We start from the raw sequence: 13,280 nt of genomic DNA, 5'->3' as shown, positions 1-13,280 counted from the left end.
TCCTCAGAAGCTTAAATTAATAAGCATCCCCCGAATTTCGCCTACTTGTTGTAATAGAGAGATTTTTCCTTCTTCTGTATCCAGCAGTTCATCAGCCATGGATAACAGAGCGGAGTCGATTTCATCAATCAGCTTATAACGCTTGCCTCTGCCACGACGATCCCAACCCCTTGTCTCTTTCATGGATACACCGCGACGAACGGTCTCTTCCAGGAACCTTTTAACAAGTTGCTTATACGCCTTCAGTTCACGAATCGTCATGGAACGTGCCAGGCGATCGCCCTGAAGCTGGATTTCACTAAACCGGCGATTCAGTTCAGCTTGTGAGGCCCGTTCCCCCTGGTGATTCATCATATCAGAGAAATTTTTGGATTGGACCGGTTTGGAACCTGAATCAGTAGAACTGATCCCGCTCTGAATCGGTCTGAATCCAGGATTGATTTTCATGGATACGCCCGCTTTCTATCATAGATAGCCAATCGCCCATCAGCACAGTGCGCGTTGCGCCTGTGCGTGAGAATGAGGCTTTTATATATGCTGATCACACTATATATAATGGTAGATACACATCACCATCAAGGATTTTTTCTTTGTAGTCAACCTCTTTCCGAAATGAACCATTCCCCAGCTGGGAAATGCTCATCCGGAAAGAGTATGCTGATTCTTCTCGTCAAGAAAGGCGTTCCGTAAGTGGCACGCACGAACTCTGTTAACTCTTCTTGCATCCATCGTTTCCAACATGCTATCGATCATGAAGGACCCTCATGGGATCCATGCAATAGGTTTAATTAGAAATGTTCGAAGCGATCTACCGGTAGAACAAATACAGTAGCTCCACCTACTTGAACTTCAACAGGTAGCGGCAGGTAAGAGTCGGTTGTTCCACTCATCGGTGTGACCGGAGTCACGAGCTGTTCACGAACCTTACAGCTGCTGCGAATGACGTTCATTACGGATTCGACTTGACCATCATCGACACCGATCATAAACGTCGTGTTGCCTGCCTTCAAAAATCCGCCCGTACTGGCAAGCTTCGTTGCCCGAAAGTTTGCTTTGACCAATGCGCTGGATAATCGGTTGCTGTCTTTATCCTGTATAATCGCAACAATCAGTTTCATCCTGCATAACCTCCTTTAGAATAAGCACCTTTATCAAATGCCCTGTCTATATATTAGACAATTACTCGTCAAAATCCTTCAAAATCCCTGTCTCCAGCGACAAAATCATTGCTGCCAAGACATCCTCCTGCTTCATGGAAGCATCGATAACTCTGATCCGTTCCGTGAACTGCTCTTTTAATAGGAAGTAACCCTCTCGCACTTTACGGTGAAACTCCATATTTTCCAGATCCAGACGGTTCACTTCCCGGCCATCATGAGCATCAATCCGGGCAAGCCCCACTTCAGGCTCAATGTCCAGATATAAGGTCACATCCGGCATGAGATCACCAATCGCAAAACGATTAATGGCCCATACATTCTCTATCCCGAGTCCACGGGCGTATCCTTGATAGACCAGACTGCTATCAACAAATCGGTCACAGATGACTGCTTTTCCAGCTCTCAGAGCAGGCTCTACCTTCTCCGCCAGATGCTGGCTGCGTGCAGCTGCATACAATAGCGCTTCGGTTCGAGCATCCATTGCCGTATGAAGAGGGTCCAGAATAATTGAACGTATTTTCTCCGCAATCTCAATTCCGCCAGGCTCTCGCGTAACTACGTAAGGTATACCCCGTTCTTCAAAATAAGAACCTATTCTACCGATCATCGTTGTTTTACCGGAACCCTCTCCCCCTTCCAGCGTAATGAATTTACCTCTGCCCTGCATATGCTTCCCTGCTTTCTATGTCGATAATTGCATCTATTGCTGCTGTAATGAATATGCTTAGACCCTCTTGCTACAGGATATGATATCCCCCGCCCAGAGGTGTATAGCTACAGCTATATCGGTACGTAATAATAAAACCAAGATCATACAAGCTTGTTTCTTTCTATAATACTATAGGTCAGCGGTTACTCCAACATGAACAACAAAGTAAAGCGTTCAACCGTAGATGATCCATACCCATAATGGAAGCATAATTGATCCGGCAATGGCACTGACAATCATGGATACTGAACTAAGGGCTACTGCATTCTCTCCATATTCAAAAGACCTTGCCATGCCGAGGGCATGAGATGCTGAACCCAGTCCAATTCCATAGGCATGTTTACTGCGGACTTTGGCCCATTTCAAGAGCATCGGCCCCAATAATATCCCTGAGAATCCTGCAATCATCACAAACAGCGATGTGAATGAGGCATTCCCTCCAACCTGATTAGCAAGTTGGATAGCGACAGGAGTGGTCACGGATTTTGGCAATAAAGCGATGACCATCTCTTGAGGATAGCCAAGCAGAATGGCGATTAAAGCACCTGTGGAGACACCTGTAATACTGCCTCCGATTGTTCCACCCACAATTGGAATGATATTTTGCTTCAGCACATGCAGATGTCTGGACAAGGGAAAAGCGAGAGATACAACTGCTGGACCCAAGAGCTCCTGTATCCATTTGCCACCCAGCATGTACGTATCCAGCTTTATACCGGAAATCACCAAAATCAGGATCAGTATGGCAGTCGTTGTGAGTACAGGCATAAGTATCGGCCATTTCAGCCTTTTATATAGACGAGTGGCTGGAATATATACAGCGATGGTTAGCGCGATCATTCCAATTCCGAGGATGAATGCTGACAAGTGATCGCCTCCTTTTTGCCTGAATGAGACGATCTCCATGTCATAAGCCACTCACTTAATTTGGCAGATATCAGACATGTGATTAATGTGCTAATGATCAAACCAAGAACCAATAATAATGTGTTGGCTCTAAAAAAATCAAAATGATTAATAATGCCCACAGTTGGGGGGATAAACAACAATTGAAGATGAGATTGAAGCCACGTCGACCCTTCTTCTCCCCAACTCATTTTGATCCATCCCAGTTGAATGGTGATAAACAATACCAGCATGCCCACAATACTGCCTGTTAACGGCAGATGTAATATAGCTTGAATCAAGTTTCCAATCCAATAAAAACCGTACATCAACAAAACTTGCAGGACTATTCCTGTATATTTTTTTAGCGGAATACCCAAAGTGTTCCCTTCTTTCTTATGTCTATCTTTGTAAGTTGAACTAGAGCGCGTCTTCGAACATGCCGAAAGCCGGAACGTAACTGAACCGTGTCTGGATCAGAGCACGGAGCGGGAGCGCTAACGACCCTGTGACGTCTTATTCAGCGATTTGAAGCGCCCGCAGCAATCTAAGGAATCTGAAACACGCTATATTGGAATAACCAGCCGTTTACAGCGTGTTTGTTGGGTGATTTTGGTTAATAACGTGTCTCAGATTCCTTACAAAATAAAAGGAGGACTCGAAGGCTAAATAAGACGTCCTCGGTTCCTTAGAAAATCGTCTGGACAATTCGCCAGGATCAGCAATCCTTGACTTCCAGATGTTGGACCCTGACATCCTTCAACGTATTGCATGCCTGAGTTTGAAGACACACCCTAGCAACTAAATTAATGACCAAGAGACCCTCACATATGTAGGGTCCAGTATCGCTATCCGTATTGGTCATATAGACTACCTATTGGTGAATGCAATTCAGTTTTTCATGTGTATCGTCAATTCTTCATGACCTTCAATACCTGTAGAGATGCATCGGATACCCCGTGAAACTTTGCTCCTTCATCCCGCAGGAGTTGTATACGTGTCACCATCGATGGACTTAGGCGTTCACCCGGATACACAAGCGGAATCCCTGGAGGATACGGGACTACCATCTCAGCTGATCGACAACCCACGCTTTCTTCTATCGGAACATTGACCGTATCCGTATCCACAATCGGTTGCAGCGTGAAGGAGATCGGTTCCGAGTAGCGAGTGTTTTCTTGTAAATTGTTCCACGTGGAAATATAATGCGCCGAACCTTTCGCAAGCTGATGAGATGACTCTGTATTAGATTGGACCTGCTCATGCCCATCGGCAGAGCTGATATGGTGTAAAGCCTGCAACAGGTGCTGAGCATCTTGCACCGTTGAGCCCAGGCTGAAGAGCAAGACGACGTACCGTTCGTCGCTCATCTCGGGCACACAGCCGCATGCTTCCAGCTGCTGCTGTAGCCCATAACCGCTCAGCACCCCTGCGCCGTCATAGATGACGGCCTTGAATGGGTCCTGAGCGGTATACCCCGCGGCAGATGGCATCGCCGCCGCGGTCAGGCCCTCCCGTGTCTGCTGCGCAGCGGACACGGACATGCCAGCCGGCTTCGCGATTCCGGCTGGCGGTTCTTGCTGCAGCGGCTGTGCAGGCTGCAGCAACTGGAAGCGCGGCAGCTCCGCGAGGCCGCGCTTAAAGGTATTCACGGCGGCGAGTCCCGCCGTGAATGTGTTCGCGCCCTGCACGTGCAGCAGGCGGCGCGCCAGATCAAGCGAAGCCATCACCGGGTATGATGGGCTTGAGCTTTGCACCATAGCCAGGCGCTGCCTTAACAGGGACCGGTTTAAACGTGGTCCCTGAATGTGCAGCATGGCACCCATGGTTAAAGCCGTCAGCATCTTATGCGTTGACTGCACGACACCGTCTGCTCCGCATGACAGTGCAGAGACAGGCAGCTCCGGATGCTGCCCATAATGCGCGCCATGCGCTTCATCCACGAGCAGTGGCATGCCAGCGGCGTGGCATACCTCGGCTATGGGCGTCAGATCAGCGCCCATGCCGTAATAATTGGGCAAAGTGACAAGTACGCCCTTTGCCTCAGGATAGGACTGGACAGCAGCCTGCACCGTCTCCACCGACGGCATGACCGCAAGTCCAGACGCAGGATCGACCCATGGCTCCAGAAATACAGCTCTTGCGCCCGCCAGCATTAAACCGTGAATAACAGATTTGTGCACATTCCGTTGCACCAGCACAATACTGTTTGGCTCATCACACACGGTCAGCAATAAGGACAGATTACCTGCCGTACTGCCTCCCACAAGGAAGAAACTCTCCTCTGCCCCAAAACAATCTGCCGCAAGCTCCTGTGCTTCCTGGATCACACCTTCCGGATGATGCAAATCGTCGGTGCCCGTAATCTCCGTAACATCCATCTCCATCATCTCCAGAAATGAACGATCCGGTACCAATCCTATTTCCGAACCAGTTCCTTCAGCGCTAAGACGTTCCCCACTCCTCATGTCCGCCCCATGTTTCTCCACTGAACTGAATCGCTCTATCCCTCGGTTAACATTCCCTCCTGCATCGGTCTGAATCTCACCGTTGTGCTGGTGTTCCTCATTGACGATATCCTTAACTGGAGGTTGCCCTGCTTCTGCTTGTTCCATCAAATGTCGATAAGCTTGTCCATTCTTATGCCCAGGCACATGAAAAGAACGCTGCTTCGAATCACGATACGCAAGCAACGCTTCATATAGAGGGGCACTACTTGATTTATTTTTATGATCCATGAAATAACCATCCTGTACATATATAATGTGCGCCCTATGCGCTTCAAAATGCTTCCTAATCCAAGGAACGCACTTCTTCCCCATCTCCACACGCTCTACTGCAAATGATCTATACCATTATATCAGCATACGCCTTCCCAAGATGGCAAACAAGACAATCTCTCCTCTTAAAAACAGAAAAAGGCCCATTGGGCCTCTATGCACATCAGCATCGTTACAATGTGATGTTTCGCTTCTACTTCTATGAGCAACATTCATTATGCGTTTTTTTGTACCCAAATTTGCTTCATTTGATGAATAAAATAATTGTACTTGGCATCCTGCGCGTCGGTATGAACCATTTCTGCTTCACAAGTGTCACATATGAATTCAGATACAATAAAAATGCCTTCTCTTTTTCTTTGCTCGCAGATAATACATGTGTGTTCGGCATGTTCTTCCATGAACCATCCCACCTTGTTTTACGTTTACTATCAGTATTGCACAGTTTCTATTATTTTAAACATTTTCATAGTGCTTTCTTTCTATAAAATATATATATTCGCCCCCCCCCTCTTGGGTGTCTGTACCGAAAAATACATTCATTCTCCCTACAAGAACATTCACTTGCTTATGTAATACAGTTATCCTACATTCCACCGCATTTACCTCTACATCACGCATCCCTTGGCCTGACTCAAACTTATATTCAATTTCCTTAAAAAAACTTGGAATCTCAGCCGATATATAATACATGATAACGATATCAAAGCCTGACAGTCCGTGTATTCGGGAGTATACTGAGATAAGCTCCGTCGAATCTCAATATCTTGTACAATCGTCATGGCGTGAGATACAAGGTTCATATATACATACATGCATGGTTCATTCCCTTTTACTCGTGTAAGAAAAATGAATACCCACTCCCACACAAACGTGAATCCGAAGGAGGATATATAATCGTATGATCGCCGAACCGGAGAATAAAGCAACATTTTATCAATACCGGCTTCTGAAAAAAAAGGCTATCGCCCGCAGTGTCATTTACAGCTATCTGTGTCTGCCGGTCATCATGCTCTTATTCAATCTACTTGCATTCTCCTGGACTGGCCTCTTCTTTTTTGTACTGGCAGGTCCAATCACCATTTGGATTCATTATGTCATCGCCAGAACGATATTACTGCTGGTCCGTACCTCTTACGCCAAACGCTGGCGCTGGAATATGCGTATGCCCTGGTTAGGTTATATCCCTGATCAGCATTTCAGCTTCCGTATGTTTGTCCGGGTACACCTTAACATGAGCTGGATTGGATTATGTATCATTACAGTATGTTTGATATGGTCGCCGTTATCCTTCACCCTCTCGATGATCTTCTGGCATTTGTGGTTGCTGGGTCCTCGCTTGTATGTTGTAATGGTACTCTCCCGTGAGCGCAAAGATGGACTCATCAAATTGAATGAACAAGATGTTTCATACTATCTGCAATAACACTCCCTTCGTTTATGCAATACTGAATGTACCTCACTTACCTGTAATACATAATCGCTGAGCCCTTCGAATAATCTGGTGCAAAATCATGATCGTGTATCGTTCAGTTGACTCAGCCTCACATGCTCAAATAAAGGTTATCCACAGTGGATAACCTTTATTTGTCGTCCCCTTCTTATCCCTTATCCACAGTATGGGTATAGTAAAATAAGTTATCCCCACTCGAGACTCCGTTCTTCTCCTCTTTGCCTGCGGCTGCTCGATATCCTCATAGCCCCAGATATCTCGTAGATCGTACATCTTTGAGCAATCTCTTGCTCAGTCTCAGCTCTATCTGCCTTCTAGCTGATTTCCATCAGCCGTTCATTACTTCAATACCTTTATACAACTTATATCACTCTCCTTCTATTTTTAACGCTCTACACTCCCCTATGCTTCAAGCACACACACCACCTATACATGTACGAAAGAAACTATTCCATTCCTTATGACCTCTGACCCACCATACGTCATAGGTTCTCCCATCTTACTAAACTACTTTGCTAAATAACAAAAAGCCCCCGATCAAGTACACGGGAGCTTTACTATATTATAAGGAACATCACAACGTTAATTAATCATATACAACCTTACCCGCAACAGCTCAATCGTCTTCAGCCAATGATTTAACTGTCGTTTGAGTAGCATCATTTCTAGGAACCATTAGTGTAAAGGAACCATCATGTACTGCTAAATGCACAGTATGTCCTTCCTTTGCAAATACACGCAAGGTACTGGATTCATTGGATGTACCCTTGGCTTGCCTCTCTGTCCAACCCCAGCTTTTAATCTCGTCTAGATATACCTCAGGCAAGCTAGTACTCTCACTAATACCAGACAGCGTATATCGAACATAATCCATATCCGAATTATTTTCAGACTGGTCAGATTTATTCGCTACTTTAGGCACCGGAAAACTCTTCTCGTTCACCGCACCTTCATATGAAGTCCATACAGATCCTGATGCTTCACCGCATCCTGCCAGAATAACGGTCAAACAAAGCAACAGAAATGATTGTAGTCCAAGTCTCCGCCAACTTAACACACACACCCTCCTTTTCACAGCTGCACATTCCAGCTCTGTGGTCAGGTACTTTTAGCATATTTAACATAGTCCTATTATACTGGTTTTGCCGCTGTTATCCGTAACAAAAATGTTACCTTCCAGTATCGATCATGTCAGAGCTTCCGCTCATCGTATCTAATCCTTATAAACAAATAAAAACCACCACCGAATAACATCGGCAGTGGTTCTTTGCTTGGCGGCGTCCTACTCTCCCAGGACCCTGCGGTCCAAGTACCATCGGCGCTAGAGGGCTTAACGGTCGTGTTCGGGATGGGTACGTGTGGAACCCCTCCGCCATCGCCACCAAACGCGTAGCTTACATTTCAGAGTGTTGTTCTCTGAAAACTAGATTCGAAACGAAACATGCGAATTACAACTTGCTATTGGATAAGCCCTCGACCGATTAGTACTGGTCAGCTCCATGCATTGCTGCACTTCCACCCCCAGCCTATCTACCTCGTCGTCTTCAAGGGGTCTTACATACTGGGAAATCTCATCTTGAGGGGGGCTTCACGCTTAGATGCTTTCAGCGTTTATCCCGTCCGTACATAGCTACCCAGCGGTGCTCCTGGCGGAACAACTGGTACACCAGCGGTACGTCCATCCCGGTCCTCTCGTACTAAGGACAGCTCCTCTCAAATTTCCTACGCCCACGACAGATAGGGACCGAACTGTCTCACGACGTTCTGAACCCAGCTCGCGTACCGCTTTAATGGGCGAACAGCCCAACCCTTGGGACCTACTTCAGCCCCAGGATGCGATGAGCCGACATCGAGGTGCCAAACCTCCCCGTCGATGTGGACTCTTGGGGGAGATAAGCCTGTTATCCCCAGGGTAGCTTTTATCCGTTGAGCGATGGCCCTTCCATGCGGTACCACCGGATCACTAAGCCCGACTTTCGTCCCTGCTCGACTTGTAGGTCTCGCAGTCAAGCTCCCTTATGCCTTTGCACTCTTCGAATGATTTCCAACCATTCTGAGGGAACCTTTGGGCGCCTCCGTTACTCTTTAGGAGGCGACCGCCCCAGTCAAACTGCCCACCTGACACTGTCCCCGCACCGGATTACGGTACCAGGTTAGAACCTAGATACGATCAGGGTGGTATCCCAACGTTGCCTCCACACAAGCTGGCGCTCATGTCTCTTAGGCTCCCACCTATCCTGTACAGATCGTACCCAAATTCAATATCAAGCTGCAGTAAAGCTCCATGGGGTCTTTCCGTCTTGTCGCGGGTAACCTGCATCTTCACAGGTATTAAAATTTCACCGGATCTCTCGTTGAGACAGCGCCCAAGTCGTTACGCCATTCGTGCGGGTCAGAATTTACCTGACAAGGAATTTCGCTACCTTAGGACCGTTATAGTTACGGCCGCCGTTTACTGGGGCTTCGGTTCACAGCTTCGGGATTACTCCCTAACCACTCCCCTTAACCTTCCAGCACCGGGCAGGCGTCAGCCCGTATACTTCGCCTTACGGCTTCGCACAGACCTGTGTTTTTGCTAAACAGTCGCTTGGGCCTTTTCACTGCGGCCCCCTCGTGCTATTCACACTACCGGGGCACCCCTTCTCCCGAAGTTACGGGGTCATTTTGCCGAGTTCCTTAACGAGAGTTCTTCCGCGCGCCTTAGAATACTCTTCTCGCCTACCTGTGTCGGTTTGCGGTACGGGCACCTTCACCTGGCTAGAGGCTTTTCTTGGCAGTGTGAGATCATGACCTTCGCTACTATAATTTTCGCTCCCCATCACAGCTCAGCCTTACAATGTGCGGATTTGCCTACACATTAGCCTTACTGCTTAGACGGACATCCATCAGTCCGCGTCACTACCCTACTGCGTCCCCCCATTGCTCATAACGGCTTACGGTGGTACAGGAATTTCGACCTGTTGTCCTTCGACTACGCCTTTCGGCCTCGCCTTAGGTCCCGACTTACCCTGAGCGGACGAGCCTTCCTCAGGAACCCTTAGGCTTTCGGCGGATCAGATTCTCACTGATCTTTTCGTTACTCATACCGGCATTCTCACTTGTATAATGTCCAGCGCTCCTTACGGTACACCTTCAACCCTTATACAACGCTCCCCTACCCCTGATGCAAAGCATCAAGCCATAGCTTCGGTGGTGTGTTTAGCCCCGTTACATTTTCGGCGCAGAGTCACTCGACCAGTGAGCTATTACGCACTCTTTCAATGGTGGCTGCTTCTAAGCCAACATCCTGGTTGTCTGTGCAACTCCACATCCTTTCCCACTTAACACACACTTGGGGACCTTAGCTGATGGTCTGGGCTGTTTCCCTTTTGACAATGGATCTTAGCACTCACTGTCTGACTCCCGGAAGTAAGTCTATGGCATTCGGAGTTTGACTGAGCTTGGTAACCCTTGCGGGCCCCGCACCCAATCAGTGCTCTACCTCCACGACTCTGTTTTCCGAGGCTAGCCCTAAAGCTATTTCGGGGAGAACCAGCTATCTCCGAGTTCGATTGGAATTTCTCCGCTACCCCCACCTCATCCCCGCATTTTTCAACATGCGTGGGTTCGGGCCTCCAGTGCGTGTTACCGCACCTTCACCCTGGACAGGGGTAGATCACCCGGTTTCGGGTCTACGTCCACGTACTCATTCGCCCTATTCAGACTCGCTTTCGCTGCGGCTCCGGCTCTTCACCTTAACCTTGCACGGGAACGTAACTCGCCGGTTCATTCTACAAAAGGCACGCCATCACCCCTAAAACGGGCTCTGACTTTTTGTAAGCACACGGTTTCAGGTTCTATTTCACTCCCCTTCCGGGGTGCTTTTCACCTTTCCCTCACGGTACTGCTTCACTATCGGTCGCTAGGAAGTATTTAGCCTTGGCAGATGGTCCTGCCGGATTCATACGGGGTTTCACGTGCCCCGCACTACTCGGGATCCGTCTCGGAGGGAACAGACTTTCAACTACAGGGCTTTTACCTTCTTTGGCGGGCCTTTCCAGACCTCTTCGCTTAACCGGTTCCTTTGTAACTCCATGTGAGACGTCCCACAACCCCAAAGAGCAAGCTCTCTGGTTTGGGCTTCTCCGCGTTCGCTCGCCGCTACTGACGGAATCACTATTGTTTTCTCTTCCTCAGGGTACTTAGATGTTTCAGTTCCCCTGGTATGCCTCTACACAACCTATGTATTCAGTTGTGAGTAACTGGAAATTACCCCAGCTGGGTTTCCCCATTCGGACACCCCCGGATCAAAGCTTGCTTACAGCTCCCCGAGGCAGTTTCGTTGTTCGCCACGTCCTTCATCGGCTCCTAGCGCCTAGGCATCCTCCGTGTGCTCTTAGTAGCTTAACCATATCGCTCGTGTTCGAGCTGTCACTCCGCTTGGTTTGCTTGCGCAAATCCAAAAGTCGTTCCATTTCGATCACTCGCTCATGCAATCTACCTTATAAACACTTCACTTGTTTACACAAGATCAGCTTAAAGGAATGTTCTAATTCGCGTTTGTTTCGTTTCGATATCTAGTTTTCAAAGAACAAGCTCCATGCAAAAGCAAGCTGTTTTGAGAGTTTGAGCTCTCAAAACCGAACAACGAGTGAGTAGTTTGTGCAGATCTAGTCTGCTATTTGAATGTTTCCGTTGCAGGAAACGATTCTCCATAGAAAGGAGGTGATCCAGCCGCACCTTCCGATACGGCTACCTTGTTACGACTTCACCCCAATCATCTATCCCACCTTCGGCGGCTGGCTCCTTGCGGTTACCCCACCGACTTCGGGTGTTATAAACTCTCGTGGTGTGACGGGCGGTGTGTACAAGACCCGGGAACGTATTCACCGCGGCATGCTGATCCGCGATTACTAGCAATTCCGACTTCATGCAGGCGAGTTGCAGCCTGCAATCCGAACTGAGACCGGCTTTGTTGGGATTGGCTCCATCTCGCGATTTCGCAGCCCGTTGTACCGGCCATTGTAGTACGTGTGTAGCCCAGGTCATAAGGGGCATGATGATTTGACGTCATCCCCACCTTCCTCCGGTTTGTCACCGGCAGTCTATCTAGAGTGCCCACCCGAAGTGCTGGCAACTAAATATAAGGGTTGCGCTCGTTGCGGGACTTAACCCAACATCTCACGACACGAGCTGACGACAACCATGCACCACCTGTCTTGAATGTTCCGAAGAAAAGGTACATCTCTGCACCGGTCATTCAGATGTCAAGACCTGGTAAGGTTCTTCGCGTTGCTTCGAATTAAACCACATACTCCACTGCTTGTGCGGGTCCCCGTCAATTCCTTTGAGTTTCAGTCTTGCGACCGTACTCCCCAGGCGGAGTGCTTAATGTGTTAACTTCGGCACCAAGGGTATCGAAACCCCTAACACCTAGCACTCATCGTTTACGGCGTGGACTACCAGGGTATCTAATCCTGTTTGCTCCCCACGCTTTCGCGCCTCAGCGTCAGTTACAGCCCAGAGAGTCGCCTTCGCCACTGGTGTTCCTCCACATATCTACGCATTTCACCGCTACACGTGGAATTCCACTCTCCTCTTCTGCACTCAAGTCACCCAGTTTCCAGTGCGATCCGGGGTTGAGCCCCGGGATTAAACACCAGACTTAAATGACCGCCTGCGCGCGCTTTACGCCCAATAATTCCGGACAACGCTTGCCCCCTACGTATTACCGCGGCTGCTGGCACGTAGTTAGCCGGGGCTTTCTTCTCAGGTACCGTCACCTTGAGAGCAGTTACTCTCCCAAGCGTTCTTCCCTGGCAACAGAGCTTTACGATCCGAAAACCTTCATCACTCACGCGGCATTGCTCCGTCAGGCTTTCGCCCATTGCGGAAGATTCCCTACTGCTGCCTCCCGTAGGAGTCTGGGCCGTGTCTCAGTCCCAGTGTGGCCGATCACCCTCTCAGGTCGGCTACGCATCGTCGCCTTGGTGAGCCGTTACCCCACCAACTAGCTAATGCGCCGCAGGCCCATCCCCAAGTGACAGATTGCTCCGTCTTTCCAGTTTCCTTCAGGCGAAGAAAACAATTATTCGGTATTAGCTACCGTTTCCGGTAGTTGTCCCAAACTTGAGGGCAGGTTGCCTACGTGTTACTCACCCGTCCGCCGCTAACCATCAGAGAAGCAAGCTTCTCATCAAGTCCGCTCGACTTGCATGTATTAGGCATGCCGCCAGCGTTCGTCCTGAGCCAGGATCAAACTCTCCAATAAAGTATTGAAAAGAGCGATAAGCTCATTTTGAATCTGACGAGAT

General features: G+C 48.6%; 9 protein-coding genes and 3 rRNA genes. 1 reads left to right on the top strand and 11 read right to left on the bottom strand.

All coding sequences use genetic code 11. The features are described from left to right. Positions 1 to 3: 3 nt before the first annotated feature. From QNO02_RS00105 to QNO02_RS00075, 7 genes are all read right to left on the bottom strand, one after another. Positions 4 to 447 (bottom strand): YaaR family protein, encoded by a 444-nt coding sequence (locus QNO02_RS00105; RefSeq protein ID WP_017691389.1) that lies wholly within the window; start codon positions 445 to 447, stop codon positions 4 to 6. Positions 448 to 788: 341 nt separating this feature from the next. Further along, positions 789 to 1,118: a cyclic di-AMP receptor DarA gene (gene darA, locus QNO02_RS00100; RefSeq protein ID WP_017691391.1), complete on the bottom strand. Its 330-nt coding sequence runs from the start codon at positions 1,116 to 1,118 to the stop codon at positions 789 to 791. Between the two features lie 61 nt (positions 1,119 to 1,179). Further along, positions 1,180 to 1,827, bottom strand: coding sequence for a dTMP kinase (tmk, locus tag QNO02_RS00095; RefSeq protein ID WP_289390803.1), 648 nt, complete (start codon positions 1,825 to 1,827; stop codon positions 1,180 to 1,182). A 216-nt stretch (positions 1,828 to 2,043) separates the two neighbouring features. Continuing rightward, the gene (locus tag QNO02_RS00090; RefSeq protein WP_051449580.1) at positions 2,044 to 2,736 is read right to left on the bottom strand and encodes an LrgB family protein; all 693 of its coding nucleotides are present in this window, start codon (positions 2,734 to 2,736) and stop codon (positions 2,044 to 2,046) included. Continuing rightward, on the bottom strand, positions 2,706 to 3,056 hold the full coding sequence (locus tag QNO02_RS00085) for a CidA/LrgA family protein (RefSeq protein ID WP_249913807.1): 351 nt from the start codon (positions 3,054 to 3,056) through the stop codon (positions 2,706 to 2,708). Before QNO02_RS00085 ends, QNO02_RS00090 begins: the two co-directional genes overlap by 31 nt. A gap of 609 nt (positions 3,057 to 3,665) precedes the next feature. Continuing rightward, complete coding sequence (locus QNO02_RS00080; RefSeq protein WP_289390802.1) at positions 3,666 to 5,492, bottom strand: aminotransferase class I/II-fold pyridoxal phosphate-dependent enzyme; 1,827 nt, start codon at positions 5,490 to 5,492, stop codon at positions 3,666 to 3,668. A 257-nt stretch (positions 5,493 to 5,749) separates the two neighbouring features. Next, positions 5,750 to 5,935, bottom strand: coding sequence for a sigma factor G inhibitor Gin (locus tag QNO02_RS00075; protein WP_017691396.1), 186 nt, complete (start codon positions 5,933 to 5,935; stop codon positions 5,750 to 5,752). Positions 5,936 to 6,435: 500 nt separating this feature from the next. Here QNO02_RS00075 and QNO02_RS00070 point away from each other — a divergent pair, with 500 nt between their 5' ends. Beyond that, on the top strand, positions 6,436 to 6,960 hold the full coding sequence (locus QNO02_RS00070) for a hypothetical protein (protein ID WP_289390801.1): 525 nt from the start codon (positions 6,436 to 6,438) through the stop codon (positions 6,958 to 6,960). A gap of 643 nt (positions 6,961 to 7,603) precedes the next feature. Here the strand turns inward: QNO02_RS00070 and QNO02_RS00065 are convergent. The 4 genes from QNO02_RS00065 to QNO02_RS00050 all read right to left on the bottom strand — a co-directional run bounded on the left by QNO02_RS00065 (position 7,604) and on the right by QNO02_RS00050 (position 13,237). Further along, positions 7,604 to 8,044, bottom strand: coding sequence for a hypothetical protein (locus QNO02_RS00065; protein ID WP_289390800.1), 441 nt, complete (start codon positions 8,042 to 8,044; stop codon positions 7,604 to 7,606). 212 nt (positions 8,045 to 8,256) lie between these two features. Then, a 5S ribosomal RNA gene (gene rrf, locus QNO02_RS00060) occupies positions 8,257 to 8,373 on the bottom strand. A 75-nt stretch (positions 8,374 to 8,448) separates the two neighbouring features. Then, positions 8,449 to 11,376: ribosomal RNA gene (locus QNO02_RS00055) — 23S ribosomal RNA — on the bottom strand. Positions 11,377 to 11,684: 308 nt separating this feature from the next. Then, positions 11,685 to 13,237, bottom strand: a 16S ribosomal RNA gene (locus tag QNO02_RS00050). Together the 16S, 23S and 5S rRNA genes form the textbook arrangement of a ribosomal RNA operon. Positions 13,238 to 13,280 lie beyond the last annotated feature (43 nt).

It is taken from the genome of Paenibacillus sp. PK1-4R (genome assembly GCF_030369595.1).
Lineage (GTDB): Bacteria > Bacillota > Bacilli > Paenibacillales > Paenibacillaceae > Paenibacillus.
This window is presented reverse-complemented; position numbering and strand designations above follow the sequence as displayed.